Annotated in this window: 17 protein-coding genes; 16 read left to right on the top strand and 1 reads right to left on the bottom strand. The window is 64.3% G+C overall.

The window, feature by feature from the left end:
* Nucleotides 1-4: 4 nt before the first annotated feature.
* The 15 genes from ACFPWW_RS26970 (at nt 5) to ACFPWW_RS26900 (ending at nt 13,205) form a co-directional block, all read left to right on the top strand.
* Nucleotides 5-256: a hypothetical protein gene (locus ACFPWW_RS26970; protein ID WP_377314145.1), complete on the top strand. Its 252-nt coding sequence runs from the start codon at nt 5-7 to the stop codon at nt 254-256.
* A 478-nt stretch (nt 257-734) separates the two neighbouring features.
* Nucleotides 735-2,153, top strand: coding sequence for a Fic family protein (locus tag ACFPWW_RS26965; RefSeq protein WP_377314143.1), 1,419 nt, complete (start codon nt 735-737; stop codon nt 2,151-2,153).
* 229 nt (nt 2,154-2,382) lie between these two features.
* The gene (locus tag ACFPWW_RS26960; protein ID WP_112566635.1) at nt 2,383-2,586 is read left to right on the top strand and encodes a hypothetical protein; all 204 of its coding nucleotides are present in this window, start codon (nt 2,383-2,385) and stop codon (nt 2,584-2,586) included.
* Complete coding sequence (locus ACFPWW_RS26955) at nt 2,583-2,978, top strand: hypothetical protein (RefSeq protein WP_377314141.1); 396 nt, start codon at nt 2,583-2,585, stop codon at nt 2,976-2,978. The genes ACFPWW_RS26960 and ACFPWW_RS26955 overlap by 4 nt, the downstream gene beginning before the upstream one ends.
* Nucleotides 2,979-3,377: 399 nt before the next feature.
* Nucleotides 3,378-3,629, top strand: a complete 252-nt coding sequence (locus tag ACFPWW_RS26950; protein WP_377314139.1) for a hypothetical protein — start codon at nt 3,378-3,380, stop codon at nt 3,627-3,629.
* Nucleotides 3,626-4,033, top strand: a complete 408-nt coding sequence (locus ACFPWW_RS26945) for a hypothetical protein (protein WP_377314137.1) — start codon at nt 3,626-3,628, stop codon at nt 4,031-4,033. Before ACFPWW_RS26950 ends, ACFPWW_RS26945 begins: the two co-directional genes overlap by 4 nt.
* 417 nt (nt 4,034-4,450) lie before the next feature.
* Nucleotides 4,451-5,248 (top strand): hypothetical protein, encoded by a 798-nt coding sequence (locus ACFPWW_RS26940; RefSeq protein WP_377314135.1) that lies wholly within the window; start codon nt 4,451-4,453, stop codon nt 5,246-5,248.
* 267 nt (nt 5,249-5,515) lie between these two features.
* Nucleotides 5,516-6,103 carry a thioredoxin family protein gene (locus ACFPWW_RS26935; RefSeq protein ID WP_377314195.1) on the top strand — a complete coding sequence of 196 codons (588 nt, stop codon included), beginning with the start codon at nt 5,516-5,518 and terminating at the stop codon, nt 6,101-6,103.
* 103 nt (nt 6,104-6,206) lie between these two features.
* Nucleotides 6,207-7,838 carry an FAD-dependent oxidoreductase gene (locus ACFPWW_RS26930; RefSeq protein WP_377314133.1) on the top strand — a complete coding sequence of 544 codons (1,632 nt, stop codon included), beginning with the start codon at nt 6,207-6,209 and terminating at the stop codon, nt 7,836-7,838.
* Nucleotides 7,835-8,161 (top strand): 4Fe-4S binding protein, encoded by a 327-nt coding sequence (locus ACFPWW_RS26925; protein ID WP_377314131.1) that lies wholly within the window; start codon nt 7,835-7,837, stop codon nt 8,159-8,161. The genes ACFPWW_RS26930 and ACFPWW_RS26925 overlap by 4 nt, the downstream gene beginning before the upstream one ends.
* A gap of 13 nt (nt 8,162-8,174) precedes the next feature.
* Nucleotides 8,175-9,011, top strand: coding sequence for an ABC transporter ATP-binding protein (locus tag ACFPWW_RS26920; RefSeq protein WP_377314129.1), 837 nt, complete (start codon nt 8,175-8,177; stop codon nt 9,009-9,011).
* A gap of 14 nt (nt 9,012-9,025) precedes the next feature.
* Nucleotides 9,026-9,877, top strand: coding sequence for an ABC transporter permease (locus ACFPWW_RS26915; protein WP_377314127.1), 852 nt, complete (start codon nt 9,026-9,028; stop codon nt 9,875-9,877).
* A 27-nt stretch (nt 9,878-9,904) separates the two neighbouring features.
* Nucleotides 9,905-10,939 (top strand): aliphatic sulfonate ABC transporter substrate-binding protein, encoded by a 1,035-nt coding sequence (locus ACFPWW_RS26910; protein WP_377314125.1) that lies wholly within the window; start codon nt 9,905-9,907, stop codon nt 10,937-10,939.
* Between the two features lie 191 nt (nt 10,940-11,130).
* Nucleotides 11,131-11,976 carry a hypothetical protein gene (locus ACFPWW_RS26905; RefSeq protein ID WP_377314123.1) on the top strand — a complete coding sequence of 282 codons (846 nt, stop codon included), beginning with the start codon at nt 11,131-11,133 and terminating at the stop codon, nt 11,974-11,976.
* A 2-nt stretch (nt 11,977-11,978) separates the two neighbouring features.
* The gene (locus tag ACFPWW_RS26900) at nt 11,979-13,205 is read left to right on the top strand and encodes an HlyD family secretion protein (RefSeq protein ID WP_112566659.1); all 1,227 of its coding nucleotides are present in this window, start codon (nt 11,979-11,981) and stop codon (nt 13,203-13,205) included.
* A 105-nt stretch (nt 13,206-13,310) separates the two neighbouring features.
* Here the strand turns inward: ACFPWW_RS26900 and ACFPWW_RS26895 are convergent, their stop codons facing one another.
* On the bottom strand, nt 13,311-14,240 hold the full coding sequence (locus ACFPWW_RS26895; RefSeq protein ID WP_112706248.1) for a LysR family transcriptional regulator: 930 nt from the start codon (nt 14,238-14,240) through the stop codon (nt 13,311-13,313).
* Nucleotides 14,241-14,353: 113 nt separating this feature from the next.
* On the opposite strand from ACFPWW_RS26895, the gene ACFPWW_RS26890 reads away from it, so the two are divergent.
* Nucleotides 14,354-15,097, top strand: a complete 744-nt coding sequence (locus tag ACFPWW_RS26890) for a 3-oxoacyl-ACP reductase family protein (protein ID WP_112566665.1) — start codon at nt 14,354-14,356, stop codon at nt 15,095-15,097.
* Nucleotides 15,098-15,100: the final 3 nt, after the last annotated feature.

The following is a 15,100-nucleotide window of genomic DNA, read 5'->3' as shown; positions in this document are numbered from 1 at the left end:
CATCATGGATGAAACCACCCGCAACGAACTCGACAAACTCCTCGGCAGGATCAGCGACTTGAAGGAACGCGTCGTTTCGCTGGAAGCCCAGCAGCCGCATATCAACGCCGCCCTGGTGCGCATCGAAGGCAGCGTCGAAAAACTCGCAAACCGCATCGGCAAGGCCCTCTGGGCCGTCATCGCCATCGTGCTGACGCCGCTGGCCGGCCTGCTGATCAAGGCGATCGCCTCGGGCGCGCTGGCGCGGTTTCTTTGAGCGGCACCCGCAATCGAAAGGCGCGCGCGAGCGCGAAGGCGACGGCCTCAAGCGCCGCCCCGCAAAGCCAATCGCCATTCCGCCTGCGCAACTGTCCGCAATGAGGTAGCAAGTGCCACCGGATCTCCTGCGGCCGAAAAAGCAGGAAGAGATCGGTCTTCGGCAACATAGCTTCAATCGGTACGCGGTTATTGCGCCTTGCGTGACGCCAGCATCTGATTAGTGCGTTGCGAATGCAGCAAATTAGTGCGATATAAATACACCTAATTAGTGTTGAAGCAAGACACTGGATTAGTGCCGTCGTCGCATCTTCAGGATTTATGAAATGTCAGGACGCCCGCCAAACGAGCGACTTGCCTCATCGCTTCGGGAGCTTCGAGGGGCAACCGAACAAGGGACTCGATCGGTTCTGAAGAGCGACCGATTGAGCAGGGTTCATCGCGAGCGTCTCGCCAATGCGGGATTTGTGGAAGAGATAATGCGCGGCTGGCTCGCAGTTAATTCCCGACCTTCCGACAGGCGCCGGATCGACTCCGAGTGGAGCACTGTCTACTGGGAATTCGTACGGTGCTATCTGGACGATCGCTTTGGAAGCGACTGGTGCTTCTCGCCGGAAACCTCGGTGACTTTGTGGGCCGAAAACTGGTCCGTTGTGCCTCAGATTGTCGTTCGCAGTCCCGCAGCCAACAATCAGGTTCTTCCAATGCCGGGCGGCACGTCCCTTTTCTTGTTGCGGGTTCCGCAAGTCGATCAATCCGTCGTTCACAATGGCGTCCGAGTGCTCGCCAAGGAAGAGGCAATCATCAACAGCGCAAAGAATAGCTGGACCACAAGACCGACCGACATGATCGCCGTCATTGGTTCCATTCGCGGTTCCGCATCGCTGCTTCGCGTTCTCCTTTCCGGCGCAAGAAGCACCATGGCCGGAAGGATAGCCGGTGCCCTGCGCCATCTTGGAAGGAGCCGCGATGCCGATAACATCCTGTCGACGATGAGCGCGGCCGGATATCTCGTACGTGAAGACGACCCGTTCGATGACAGCGGCCACGCTCTGCTCGATGAACGAAGAGCAGCGACACCTGCGGCCACCCGCATCAAGAACCTGTGGGCGAAAATGAGTCGGGATGCTCTGGATAGCATCGATATGGAAGGCACGCGGTTCAACGATATCGACGCCTACATGGAGGAGATCGAAGAGCGATATGTCGCGGATGCTCTAAACTCGCTTTCGATCGAAGGCTATCAGGTGTCGGAAGAACTGATTGAGAGGGTTCAGTCGGGTGCCTGGAATCCCGAGGAACATGCGGGAGATGCCGATGCCCGGAACGCCTTGGCTGCCAAGGGCTATCGCCTCGCGTTCGAAGAGGTGGGAAAGGATATCCGGTCGATCCTTGAGGGAGAACCATCGGGGCCTCTTCTGTCTCGTCGTCATCAGGACTGGTTCAGAGCGATGTTCCAACCATCGGTGCAGGCTGGCATCATAGAGGCCCACAAGCTCGCGGGGTACAGGAGTCACAACGTGTATCTGCGAGGTTCTTCCCATGTGCCCCTGCCACCACATGCGATAGCGGATGCAATGGACGCCCTGTTCGAATGCATTGAGGATGAACCCGACCCACGGGCCAAGGCTATCGTCGCCCCTTTTCTCTTCACCTACATTCATCCCTTTCCGGACGGAAACGGACGCTCCGGTCGCTTTCTCATGAATGCGCTGCTGGCTGAAGCCGGACTGCCGTGGACGGTAGTGCCTGTCGATCGACGCGAAAGGTACATGTCATGTCTTGAGGAGGCCAGCCAGAACGAGAATATCCGGCCGCTTGCGCTCTTTGTCGAGGAACTGGCCAAGGCACCACCGCCGCCACGACCCCAAACGACAGCATGGGCGAGGAAGAAATAGGCGGTCAGGACTCAGGGCACTGATATCTCCTTCGCGCGCGCCACCAGGCGGCACCAACGGCGACACGCTTCCCAAGCCCGAACCGTCGATGAGCTTGCGCGATGGCGCACTTGCGCCGAAACGGAGACTGGTGGCATGTGCCGGCCAGTTCCGCACTTGTCCCGACTACACCCCGCCAACCATCCAGAGGCCATCCTGCCGCCCTCCATCACCATCACGGGCAGCAGACATGACCCTCGTCTTCATCCGCATTCTCCTGCGTTACCTCGCCGCCATCCTCGTCACCCGCGGGCTGATCGCGCCCGATCTCGGCGAGATGATCGCGCGCGATCCCGATGTCGCCATGGCGCTTCAGGTGGCGTCGGGCGCCCTCCTCGCCGCCATCGCCGAAGGCTGGTACTATCTCGCCCACCGCTGCGGATGGGCGAAATGAAGTGGCTGGCCGACCTTCTTCTCGGCGGCGTCGTCGAGAAATTCACCGCCCCGCTGCTCTCGGCCTATCAGGCGAAACTGGCCGCCGAGACCGACAGCGAGAGGCTCGCCGCCGACGAGGCAATCAAGGGCATCGAGGCCGCCCGCGATATCGCTGTTGCCGAAGCCGCCGACCGCTGGAGCGCCACCCGCCTCGGCCGCCTTCTCATCGTCATCCCCTTCGGCCTCTGGTGGGCGGCGATCTACCTGGTGCAGATCCTCAATCCCTGGTTCGGCCTTTCCCTCGTCGTCATCGACGTGCCGCCGCGCATCAACGACATGGCGCTGGTCCTGATCCCCGCCATCGTCATCGGCGATGCCGGCGCGCTGCTGGCGCGGCGGCTGAAAAGATAGGCAATTCCAGCAAAAGTGTGCAGCGGCTTTGCGTCCGGAATTGCGTTGCGAATAGCAGGACACCGCCTCAACCATTGCCTGCCATCATCCTCCCGTCAGGAGAGCGCTGGGTTGGGGGCCGAATTCCTCCGGTGACCTTGCGAAACGCCTTCGGCCGGAGCCAGGCGCTCTCCTGACACCTCTTTCGAAAGAGGCGAGAACGCCCGCCTTCGGCGCAAGGCAGCCAAGCTGCCGGCCCTGACCGGCTCGCCGTGCCGCGCCCCAAAAATTCCGGCATTATGGAGCGCTTGCCATAAGCCTTGTTGCGGTTCGATGGCCCCTGCCCCACATATCCGGCAGCCTGGGAACCGTCGTGCAAAGTAAAATACGTAATTTGCGCTTCAATGAAGGAGATAGGTTATGGGAGTGCTTCGAATCCCCGCATCGGATTTCTCTCGTCACTTTGGACGAATTCGCGAAGCGGTGCATAAGGCCGGAGTGATTGAAGTCACGTCGCATAACCGAGTCGTGGGCGCCTACATCAGCGCAGACGAGCTTGAACATTTTTACCGTCTCAAGCGACGTGAGGTGCAGGTGCTTCATGTAAGCGAGATCGATGACGAGCTACTCACTGAGATTGAGAACGCGGAATATGGCGTGCTCTCCAGGTGAAACTGCCGGACCCTGCTCCGGGTCTGGTGATCCGGTTCGATGACACCTGGCACAACGACCGCTTCAAGAAAGAACGCCCGTGTGCCATCGTCCTGGCCTCAAGTCAGACAGGTATGGTCACGGTTGTTCCGATTACACATTCGTACCCGGATATCGGGGAAGAAGAGCAATCGTTGCAGATACCCGAAGATGTCTGCAAAGCAATGGGTTTGGATGAGGATATCAATTACGTTCGACTGAGCGAGGTCAACCGATTTGAGTGGCCTTCGGACCGTATCAAGCCATTGCCAAACGATCCCTCTCGCTGTGACTACGGAAACGTTCCCAAAGATTTCTTCCTGGAAATGAAAAAGCGCCTGGCAGAGGCCGTGCGAGCAGGCCGGCTCCGCACTTCCAAGGTTTGAACAATCCAAAATCCATTATTGCTCGAAACTGTCGCCGGAACGACCGATTGCATTGGGACAGCGTCGGAGCGCAACACCGATTATACCCGTAATGCCGGAAAATTCCCTTCGCGCCTCGGCAGCCTGCGGGTTCTCGTGAATGCTGCCGTCGAATGGCGGGTAGCCCAGCCTTTGGCCGGCCTTGCCGTCGTCACCGCGACGGAGCCAGGCCGGTTCGGAAGCGAAATGCCGGCGCTTACGCCAGACCGGTTCCGTCCGCGGGCGAAATGACGGTCACAGCCCATTTGTCCCGGCCTCCGGGCGGCGTATAAGTCCTGGGCGGACCCTGCGTTCGGCAATCGAACAAAAGGTTGCGCACAACGCTCTCTTGAGGCCGATTGCGTCTGTTCGCATCGATGGATTCGGGAATGTTTGCCCATGACGAAGGAAGCCTTCAACGAGATCGCCCTTGTCTGCGCCGAGGAGCGGCCGGACCTCATCCCCGCTTTCGACGAACTGGGCGCGGCCGTCAGGCCGAAGTTCATCGGCGGCGACGCGGCGATCGCCAGCCACTGGGACAGCCTGTTTTCGGGCGCGCTGCGCCGCCACCAGTTCCTCGTCCTCGGCCCGGACGGGCATGGCGCCGAACGCGTCCTTGCCACGTCGAACAGCGTTCCCTTCCACTGGCCCGATATCGACGACGAAACCACCCTGCCCGACGATGGATGGGATGCGGTTCTCGCCCGCGGCGTCGAAGGCGCCGCATCGGGGCAAAGGCCGAATGCCCTTTGCGCGCTCGCCGTCGTCGTAACACCGAAGGTGCGCGGCTCCGATCTCGCCGAGCGCCTGATCGAGAACATGAAGAAGCACGCGGCAGACGCCGGCCTTGATGCCCTCGTCGCCCCCGTGCGCCCCACCAGGAAATCCGCCTATCCGCTGGCATCCTTTGCGGATTATATCGGCTGGACCACGCCGGACGGCGCGCCCTTCGATCCCTGGATGCGCAAACACTGGCAGCTCGGCGCCCGCCCCGTGAAGATCGCCCCGCGTTCGATGCGCGTCAGCGCGTCGCTGGAACAGTGGACCGTCTGGACCGGCCTGCGCTTTCCCGTCTCCGGCCCCTATCATGTGGAAGGCGGGCTGGCGCCGCTGATGGCGGACCGCGAAGCCGATATCGGGCTCTACGAGGAGCCGAACATCTGGATGCGCCACAGGCTGGAGGGTGCCGGACGGTAATGCTGTCGGCGGGCTGAAAGAGAAGTCTGCGACCATTTACGAAGAGACCCCTTGTGCCTGTCCTCATTCTTGAGCCGAGGAGATTCCGACTCCTCTGCGTTCGCCCCGCGCCTGCCTCCACCACTCCGCCTCCCGCTCAAAAATCTTCCACAATTGCCCCAAGCGGCAGAAACCTATTTCCCCAAAGGCTCTCCGAAGCAAATATCCTCCGGTTTAAACTTCATAAAATTTATAGATTATATAATTTGAAGCCATCAGGAGGTTATGATGCCCAAGACCAGTTCCAATCCCATCGAGCTCGGCACCCGTGCCGCGGACTTCATTCTGCCGGATGCGAAGGGCGTGCTGCACAAGCTCTCCGATTTCGACGGCACGCCGGCCCTGCTCGTGGCCTTCATTTCCAACCGGTGCCCCTTCGTGCAGCTGATCCGCACCGAACTCGCCGCCTTCGCCCGGGACTATGAGGCCAAGGGCCTGCGCGTCATCGCCATCAACAGCAACGATGCCGAGGCGCATCCGGAAGAAAGCCTTGCGGCCGTCGGCCAGGAAGCCGAGGCGATCGGCTACACTTTCCCCTATCTGAAGGACGAGGCGCAGTCCGTCGCAAAGGCCTATGGCGCGGCCTGCACGCCTGACCTTTTCCTCTTCGATGGCGCCAGCAGGCTCGCCTATCACGGCCAGTTCGACGATGCCCGCCCCGGCAACGGCAAGCCTGTCACCGGCAAGGATCTGCGCGCTGCCGCTGACGCCGTGCTTGCCGGCGCGAAACCCGCGCCGGAACAGACCCCCTCGATCGGCTGCAACATCAAATGGACCGCAGGCAACGAACCCTCCTGGTTCTCAAACGCTGCCTGATGCGGTCGCGCAGCAGCCCTTCGGCTGCCGCGCTATTTCGCATCACTTGGCACGGCATCCCTCCTGCTGCCGTGCTCTTTTACCATCACCTAGAGATTTTCCGATGTCGCTGAAGCGTAAGGACCTGGCGGGCAGCGGCCCGTTGCATCTGCAGACGGACGTGCTCGTCCTTGGCGGCGGGCCGGCCGGCGCCTGGGCCGCTCTCGCAGCGGCGCAGAACGGCGCCCGCGTCATCCTCGCCGACAAGGGTTATCTCGGCACGAGCGGCGCGACGGCTCCGTCCAACACCGGCACATGGCTGGTGCCGCCGGGCGAAAACCGCGCCCAGATCGTCGAGCGCCGCTGGCAGCGCACTGCCAATCTCGCCGACCAGCGCTGGATGCTGCGCACGGTCGACCAGGCCTATGAGAACCTCGTCAAGCTTGCCGAATGGGGCTACCCCTTCCCCGATGACGAGGATGGCAAGCTCTATATCGCCAACCTGCGCGGCCCCGATTACATGGCCTTCATGCGCCGCCGGGTGCTGAAGGCCGGCATCACCGTTCTCGATCACCACCCTGCCCTCGAACTTTATTTCGATGGCGAGGCCGTCACCGGGGCTGCCGGCATCGACCGCCAGCGCGAGTGCGACTGGCGCGTGGAGGCCGGCGCCGTGGTGCTGGCAACGGGCGGCTGCGCCTTCCATGAGCGCATCCTGGGTGCTGCGGCGCTGACCGGCGACGGCCACCTGATGGCGGCGGAAGCCGGCGCCGGCCTCTCCGGCATGGAATTCACCGGCAAATATACGCTCGCCCCCTACGGCTCCTCGCTCAACAAGGGCCTGCCCTTCCGCTGGGCCTCCTTCTTCCGCGAGGATGGCACCCCGATCCTCGACAGCGACGGCAACCACCTGCAGAACGGCATCGGCGAGCGCGAAAGGGAAATCGCCAGAGCCATGATCGAAGCCCCGGTCTATGCCGTGCTCGATCAGGCCGAACCCGCCCTGCAGGACTGGCTGCGCCGCGGCCAGCCGAACTGTTTCGTGCCCTATGACCGCACGCCGATCGATCCCTTCAGCCAAATGTTCCGCGTCACCTTCCGCGCCGAAGGCACGGTGCGCGGCACCGGCGGCATCCGCATCGCCACGTCGGATTGCGCCACCGACGTGCCCGGCCTCTATGTCGCCGGCGATGCCGCAAGCCGCGAGCCGCTCGCGGGCGCCACGTCAGGCGGCGGCGGACCCAATTCCTCCTGGGCGATCGCCAGCGGCTGGTGGTCCGGCCAGGGTGCGGCCGCCCACAGCAAGCGCCGCGGCGACAAGGCCTTCCGCGCCAATTCCAGCCCGCTCGGCCAGGCGGGCCTGCGCCCCGGCGGCACGACAAAATCCTCGCTGACGCCGAAGGATGTCATCGACAGCGTGCGCGCCGAAGTCACGCCGCTAGAGAAGAACTATTTCCGCGAGGGCAGCCGCCTGCAGGCGAGCCGGGACAAGCTCGATGCCCTCTGGGCCGATGTCAGAAGCCATCTCTCCGGCGCCGGCCTCGACAGGCTGAAGGCGCGTGAGGCGGCCGCCATTGCCGCCCACGGCCGCTGGTCGCTTGCCGCGGCACTCGCCCGCAAGGAAAGCCGCGGCATGCACCGTCGCTCGGATTTCAAGGGCAGCGATCCGGCCTTCGCCCATTCCATCACCGTGCGCGGCGTCGACGAGATCGTCGTCGAGGCGCAGCCCGAAGCCCGCCGGGAGATCGCGTCATGATCGAACTCGTCTCCGAAAGCCGCTGCGTGGAATGCGATATCTGCGTGAAGGTCTGCCCCGCCAATGTCTTCGACGCGACCGACGGCGTGCCGGTCATTGCCCGCCAGGATGACTGCCAGACCTGCTTCCTCTGCGAGATCTACTGTCCGACCGACGCGCTCTATGTCGCCGAGCGCGCCGACGGCCCGCTCGCCATCACCGAAGCGGAAGTGGAAGAGCGCAATCTCTTCGGCAGCTATTCCCGCGCGCTTGGCTGGAAACGCGGCAAGCCCGGCGGATCGCAATTCGATCCGACCCACCGCATCCGCGTCGCGCAAGTCTGAATTGGAGAAGCCCATGGACCGCATCACCGTCACCGATATCAGAAAGACCTTCCAGCTGAAGCCCGGCCAGACGGTTACGATCGACGGGCGCCCCTCCGACCGCGTCACGGTCTTGAACGGCGTCGATCTTTCCATCCGCAAGGGCGAGTTCATCACCCTGGTCGGCCCGAGCGGCAGCGGCAAGTCCGTGCTGCTCGACATTATCGGCGGGCTGACCGAAGCCTCCGACGGCGCCGTCAGCATCGACGGCAAGCGCATCGTCAGGCCGGACCCGAAGACCGGTTATGTCTTCCAGCAATATGCGCTGTTTCCCTGGCGCACCGCGCTCGCCAATATCGAATACGCGCTTGAAGTCCGCGGCACGCCCAAGCGCGAGCGCACCGAAAAGGCGCGCTACTTCCTCTCCCTCTTCGGCCTCTCGGGCTTCGAGGATCGTTTCCCCAACCAGCTCTCCGGCGGCATGCAGCAGCGCGTGGCGATTGCGCGCGCGCTCGCGACCGACCCGGAAGTCCTGCTCATGGACGAGCCCTTCGCAGCGCTCGACGCCCAGACCCGCGAGATCCTGCAGACCGAGCTTCTGCGCATCTGGGAAAAGATCAACACGACCGTCGTCTTCGTCACCCACTCGATCGACGAGGCGATCTACCTCGCCGACCGCATCGTCGTCATGACGGCGCGCCCCGGCACGGTGAAGGAAATCATCGAGATCGACCTGCCGCGCCCGCGCGACGGCGACATCAGAGCCAGCGCCGAGTTCAACGCCCATCGCGGCCGCGTCTGGGAGGCGCTGCGCGACGAAGTGAACAAGGCGCAGAAAGACTGGGCGCTCTCGCCCGCCTATGCCCACTGAAGGGAGGACCGCCCATGGCCTATGTTACCGATAAACCCGCCTTCGGCGCCAGCCTCGCTTCCCGCAAGGAAAAGCCCGCGCGCGCAAGACGCCGCCTCGAATTCGGCGCCTTCACCTATGGCCTGCCGCTGATGGCGGCCTTCCTGGCGCTCTGGGAAATCGCCCCGCGCCTCGGCTGGCTGAACCGCATCTTCTTCCCGCCGCTCAGCGAAGTGCTGGAAGCCTGGTACGCCATGCTGCTCGACGGCACGCTGTCGGCCAATATCGGCATCAGCCTCGAGCGCGCCGCCATCGGCTTCCTGCTCGCCGTCGTGGTCGCCGTGCCGCTCGGCTTCCTCATGGGGCGCTACACGCTGTTCGAAAAGGTCTCCGACCTCTTGGTGCAGACGCTGCGCAACACCTCGCAATTCGCCCTGCTGCCGGTCTTCATCCTGCTGCTCGGCATCGGCGAGGCCTCGAAGATCGCCATCTGCTTCTATTCCTCGATCTTCTTCCTGCTCATCAACACGATCTCGGGCGTCAAGTCGGTCGATCCGCTGCTGCTCAAGGCCGCCCGCTCCATGGGCACGTCGGACCTCGACATGTTCCGCAAGGTCATCCTGCCGGCGAGCATCCCGTCGATCGTCTCGGGCATGCGCCTTGCCGTCAAATCCTCGATCTTCGCCGTCATCGGCGCCGAAATGCTGGCCGCCAAATCCGGCCTCGGATTTCTGATCCAGCAATCGCAGCTGATGATGGAAACGGCCGACATGTATGCCGGCATCGTCACCATGACCGCGATCGGCCTCATCGTGAACTACCTGCTCGTCTGGTTCGAGCGCTGGGCCACCGCCTGGAAGGGCAGTTCCGAAATCTCCCACACCTGAATTCCACGTTTCTGAAGGGAACACGACATGACAAGCCTCAACCCATTCCTCCTGCGCCGCACGCTCCTGTCGGGCCTTGCGGCCCTCGCCCTCGCCAGCGCGGCGCTTTGCGCGCCAGCCCTGGCCGAAGACAAGCCCGAAATCATCCGCATCGGCAGCACGGCGCCGGGCCACCTGAAATTCATCCTCGAACGCCATAGCGGCTCGCTCGCCAGGGAATTCGAAAAGGACGGCATCAAGGTGGAGTTCATCGCCTTCACCAACGGCGGCTCGGAAGCCACGACCGCGCTTGCGACCGGCGCCGTCGAGTTCATCTATACCGGCAACAACCCGGCCCTGCGCGTCGCGGCCGCCGGCGCCGACGTCAAGGCGATCGGCCTTTCGAGCTTCGTGAAGGCCAACGGCTCGGCAATCATCGTGAAGGCGGATTCCCCGATCAGGTCGCTCGCCGATCTCAAGGGCAAGAAGGTCGCCTATCTCGCCGGCACGGTGCGCCATTCCACCTTCGCCAAGGCGCTGAAATCCGTCGGCCTGTCGCTCAGTGACGTGGAATCGCTCAACCTCGCCTTCGATGCCTCCGGCCCGGCGCTGGTGCGCGGCGATGTCGATGCCGTCGTCGAAAGCGGCGATGTCGCCGCCAAGCTGGTCGAGACCGGCCAGGCCCGCGTCATCCTCGATGCCTCCTCGCATCCGGAATGGTCCGCCCCCTTCCTCATCTCCGCCAATGGCGCGTTCGTCCGCAAATATCCCGATCTCGTCAAGCGCCTGCTGAAGGTCGATATCGAGACCGCCCGCTGGGCCGACGCCCATCCGGAAGAGACGATCAAGATCTTCGTCGACGAAACCAAGTCCTCCGAAAAATCGGTGCGCGAAACCTACAAGGACAATGTCTTCTACCAGGACCCGAAGATCACGCCCAAAGCGTTGGATTCGCTGAAGAGCGAAGAGCAGTTCATGGCAGACGCCAAGCTGCTCAAGGGCTCGGTCGATTACGGCAAGTGGATCGACACCAGCTTCCTCGACGCCGCCTATAAGGAAGTCGACGCCGGCAAGTCGAACTGACGGCCCCGCCGCCGTCAGCCCGGACCGGGCAAGGCCGCCAAAGGACCCGTCGATATTGCCGACGGGTCTTGCACTCGCGCAAAGCGCGCCCCGCCCCCGCATTTACCTTACGTATCGTTGCCTACTATCGTGCCGCAGATAAAGAGCATAAACTTAAGCCCAGACTAAAATGCCATCGGGGGAGCGCGGGCATGGGGCAGGACGGCAGGACGATGAGGCGGGGCAGCCGCCGGTGGATGGCGGCGGGCGCAGCGGGTGCGGCGGCCCTTGCCGCGGGGGCGGCAGCGGCGGCCGACGAGGCGGCGACGCAGCCCACTCACGCCGCGCTGACCAGCCATGTGCCGGGTTTCATCACCGCGCCGGGCGAAACCGACATCCTGTTCGTCATCGTCATCGTGATGCTGCTGGTCATCGTTCTCGCCATCGGCAATTTCTACTTCCAACTCCACGCCGTTCCCGAGCGCATCGCCCATCGGGCCAACAAGGGGCAGCTGGAAATCGTCGCCGTGCTGGCGCTGATCTCGCTCTTCACCCATAACCATATCTACTGGATCATCGGCCTGCTGCTGGCGCTCGTGCGCATTCCCGATTTCGCCACGCCGCTCTATTCGATCGCTCGCTCCGTCGCCCGGCTTGCCAGCGGCGCCCCCGAGCCGGGCCAGCCCGCCGGCACGGCAGCCGCCCCCGGCACCACGGCCGGCGAACCTGACATCGCCGCCCCGCCCGCAGGCACGCCCGCCGCCCATCCTCCGGCGGCCCATGCCCCGGCGGCCCATATCCCGGCAGCCCATATCCCGGCGGCCAATACGCCACCCGCCAACAGGTCGGCCACTCATGCCCCGGCCACTCATGCGCCGCCCGGCCATGCGCCGGTCACTCATACCCCGCCCACTCATGCACCGGTCGCGGGCGCCCCGATCGCGCCGGTGCCGGCGGCCGCCGTCCACCCGCAGCCGCCGCGTCCGGCCACGTCGCATCCCGGCCCGCAGGCGGTCCAGCCGGCCGTCAAGAGCGGGCCGCGCGGAGAAGGTATCTGACCATGCTCGAACTCATGCTCTGCTCGATGCTGACCATCCTTCCCGATTATCTCTACCGGCGCTACGTGCAGGACAAGCGCATCGGCCGCGAGATCACGCTCTACAGCATGTGGTACGAGCTGCGCTGGGGCATCTCGGCCTGCCTCATCCTCACCATCTCGCTGATCACGATGATCTTCTATTTCCACCCCTCGACGAAGAGCGTGACCGCCGTCTTCCGCACCGTCACCATCCTGCCGGAAACCATCGGCCGCGTGGACGAGGTCTATGTCGGCATCAACCAGAAGGTGGAGGCCGGCGCGCCGCTCTTCCGGCTCGACGATTCCGCCCAGAAGGCGGCCCTCGACGTGGCCCGCAAGCAGATCGCCGAGGTCGAGGCCCAGACCAAGGTGGCCGAGAGCGAGCTTGCCAGCGCCGACGGCCAGATCCGGCAGGCGGAAGGCGCGCTGCAGGTCTCGATCGACGAATTGCAGATGAAGACCCAGCTTCTGAAGAACGACGCGGTGGCCCGCCGCGAGGTCGACCGGCTGACCAACACGGTCGAAAGCCAGCGCGGCATGGTCAGCGCCGCCTATGCCAACAAGGAAACGCTGCAGACCAAGCTCAACATTCTCCTGCCGGCGCAGAAGGCGAGCGCCGAGGCAGCCCTTGCCGCCGCCCAGGTCGAGCTCGACAAGACGCTGGTCAGGGCCGGCGTTTCCGGCACCGTCCAGCAGTTCACGCTGCGCAAGGGCGATGTGCTGAACACCATGCTGCGCCCGGCCGGCATCCTGGTGCCGGCCGAGGCCGGCCGCGGCACGCTGATCGCCGGCTTCGGCCAGATCGAGGCGCAGGTGATGAAGCCCGGCATGGTGGCCGAGGCCACCTGCGTCGGCAAGCCCTTCACCATCATCCCGCTTGTCGTCACCGAGGTGCAGGACGTGATCGCCGCCGGCCAGCTGCGCCCGACCGACCAGCTGCTCGACGTCGCGCAGCTCGCAAGCCCCGGCACGCTGACGGTCTTCCTGCAGCCCCTCTACCCCGGCGGTCTGGACGACGTGCCGCCCGGCAGCAGCTGCATCGCCAACGCCTATACCAACAACCACGATGCGCTGGCCGACCCCGATATCGGCCTGTTCCGGTCGATCGGCCTGCACGTCATCGACACGGTCGGCGTCGTCCACGCCATGATCCTGCGCATGCAGGCCATATTGCTGCCGGTCCAGACGCTGGTGCTGACCGGGCATTGAGGGCAAGCCGGGCGCGCCCGTCAAGGGCCGCCTCCCCCCTCGCCCTCCCAGCGGATCGCCGGCGCCTGCTCCTCTGCAAATTCGCAGGCGGCCGGACGGAGAGCCTCACCCCAGGCTGCCGGCGAAACGCTCGGCCAGCCGCTGACGCTGGAAGCTTTCGGTGACGAAATCGATGAACGCCCGCGTCTTCAAGGGCAGCAGCGCACGGCTGGCGTAGTAGATCGAGATCGGCCCCGCATCGACATACCAGGACGGCACGAGACGGATCAGCTCGCCGCTGTCGAGATGAGGCAGCGCATCGGGCTTGGCAAGCAGCGTCACCCCGAGGCCGAGAAGGGCAGCACCCCGCATCGCCGCCGGGTCGTTGACGACGATCTTCGCCTGCAGGTCGGCCGGCCGCTCCTCGCCGGCGGCGTTGCGCATCTGACGTTGCGTGACGCGCCCGGTACGCAACGATTTCATGACGATGCCGTCGAAAGCTGAAAGCCCCGCCGGATCGGCCGGCGGTACCCGGCCCGCCATATAGGCGGGCGAGGCCACCGCCACCAGATGGGCCGGCGCCAGCGTGCGCGCCACCATACCCGGGGCAAGGTCGAAGCCGCCGCCGACAGCCGCGTCGTAGCCTTCGGCAACGAGATCGGCCGGCCGGTTCTCGAATATCCATTCCGGCCGCACCAGCGGATAGCGCTTCATGAATTCGGGCAGCATCGGCAGGATATGGCCGATACCGAAAGTGGGCGGCAGACTGACCTTCAGCACGCCGGCCGGCTCCGCCTGCTCGCTGGAAATCTCGGCGATCGCCCCCTGCAAGCCCTCCAGATGATCGCGCACGGAGAGGAGAAAACGCTCGCCCGCCTCCGTCAGCGCCAGGCTGCGCGTGCTGCGGTGAAAGAGCCTGAGCTTAAGGCTCGCCTCCAGCGCCGCCACGTTGCGGCTGACGGCCGCCGGCGTCAGGCCGAGGCGGCGGGCGGCCGCCGAAAAGCCGCCAAGCTCGGCGCTGCGCACGAAGGATTCCAGGTTCGCCAAGCTTTCCATGTCACCACCTTCAAGGAAATATTGAAAGTGATACCACTTACTTCCCTCTAATCAAAGAGGAATGACAGCGCGATATTGGCTCCATCGAAACCAGCAGAACGGAGTTTTCGCCAATGTCCAGACCCCTCACCGGAAAGACCGCCCTTGTCACCGGCGGCTCGCGCTCGATCGGCGCGGCGATCGCAAAACGTCTCGCCGCCGATGGCGCCAATGTAGCGCTGACATACAGCGCCTCGCCGCAAAAAGCCGCCGATGTCGTGGCCGAGATCGAAGCGTCCGGCGGCCGCGCCATCGCCATTGAGGCCGATGCCGGCAATCCGGAAGCGGTGCGAGCCGCCGTCGCCAGGACCGAAGAGACCTTCGGCGCGCTCGATATCCTCGTCAACAATGCCGGCATCGCCATCAACGGCCCGATCGAGGAGATCGGCTTTGCCGATTACGAGCGCATGATCGCCGTCAACGTGACGGGCGTCTTCGTCGCCAGCCAGGAGGCCGCCCGCCGCATGAAATCCGGCGGCCGCATCATCCAGATCGCCTCCAGCGTCGTACAATATGGCGGCTTCCCCACCATCTCGCTCTATACGCTGACCAAGGCCGCCATAACGGGCTTCAGCCGCGCGCTCGCCCGCGATCTCGGGCCGAAGGGCATCACGGTCAACACCGTGCATCCCGGCCCCACCGATACCGACATGAACCCGGACGGCGGCCCGGTCTCGGCAATCGTCGGTCCCGGCATCCCGCTCGGCCGCTATGGCAAGGATCACGAAATCGCCGCCCTCGTCGCCTGGCTCGCCAGCCCCGAGGCCAGCTTCGTCAACGGCGCCGGCCTGCTCGCCGACGGCGGCTTCACCGTTTGATTT

It is taken from the genome of Rhizobium sp. GCM10022189, from assembly GCF_042656325.1.
Classification (GTDB): domain Bacteria; phylum Pseudomonadota; class Alphaproteobacteria; order Rhizobiales; family Rhizobiaceae; genus Rhizobium.
Note: the sequence above shows the minus strand (reverse complement) of the source record. Positions and strands in the feature narration are given on the sequence as shown.

Excerpts from the sequence above, each read along its gene's own strand:
- ACFPWW_RS26970 (WP_377314145.1), top strand. The coding sequence starts at position 5 with ATGGATGAAACCACCCGCAACGAACTCGACAAACTCCTCGGCAGGATC.
- ACFPWW_RS26965 (WP_377314143.1), top strand. The coding sequence starts at position 735 with ATGCGCGGCTGGCTCGCAGTTAATTCCCGACCTTCCGACAGGCGCCGG.
- ACFPWW_RS26960 (WP_112566635.1), top strand. The coding sequence starts at position 2,383 with ATGACCCTCGTCTTCATCCGCATTCTCCTGCGTTACCTCGCCGCCATC.
- ACFPWW_RS26955 (WP_377314141.1), top strand. The coding sequence starts at position 2,583 with ATGAAGTGGCTGGCCGACCTTCTTCTCGGCGGCGTCGTCGAGAAATTC.
- ACFPWW_RS26950 (WP_377314139.1), top strand. The coding sequence starts at position 3,378 with ATGGGAGTGCTTCGAATCCCCGCATCGGATTTCTCTCGTCACTTTGGA.
- ACFPWW_RS26940 (WP_377314135.1), top strand. The coding sequence starts at position 4,451 with ATGACGAAGGAAGCCTTCAACGAGATCGCCCTTGTCTGCGCCGAGGAG.
- ACFPWW_RS26935 (WP_377314195.1), top strand. The coding sequence starts at position 5,516 with ATGCCCAAGACCAGTTCCAATCCCATCGAGCTCGGCACCCGTGCCGCG.
- ACFPWW_RS26930 (WP_377314133.1), top strand. The coding sequence starts at position 6,207 with ATGTCGCTGAAGCGTAAGGACCTGGCGGGCAGCGGCCCGTTGCATCTG.
- ACFPWW_RS26925 (WP_377314131.1), top strand. The coding sequence starts at position 7,835 with ATGATCGAACTCGTCTCCGAAAGCCGCTGCGTGGAATGCGATATCTGC.
- ACFPWW_RS26920 (WP_377314129.1), top strand. The coding sequence starts at position 8,175 with ATGGACCGCATCACCGTCACCGATATCAGAAAGACCTTCCAGCTGAAG.
- ACFPWW_RS26915 (WP_377314127.1), top strand. The coding sequence starts at position 9,026 with ATGGCCTATGTTACCGATAAACCCGCCTTCGGCGCCAGCCTCGCTTCC.
- ACFPWW_RS26910 (WP_377314125.1), top strand. The coding sequence starts at position 9,905 with ATGACAAGCCTCAACCCATTCCTCCTGCGCCGCACGCTCCTGTCGGGC.
- ACFPWW_RS26905 (WP_377314123.1), top strand. The coding sequence starts at position 11,131 with ATGGGGCAGGACGGCAGGACGATGAGGCGGGGCAGCCGCCGGTGGATG.
- ACFPWW_RS26900 (WP_112566659.1), top strand. The coding sequence starts at position 11,979 with ATGCTCGAACTCATGCTCTGCTCGATGCTGACCATCCTTCCCGATTAT.
- ACFPWW_RS26895 (WP_112706248.1), bottom strand. The coding sequence starts at position 14,240 with ATGGAAAGCTTGGCGAACCTGGAATCCTTCGTGCGCAGCGCCGAGCTT.
- ACFPWW_RS26890 (WP_112566665.1), top strand. The coding sequence starts at position 14,354 with ATGTCCAGACCCCTCACCGGAAAGACCGCCCTTGTCACCGGCGGCTCG.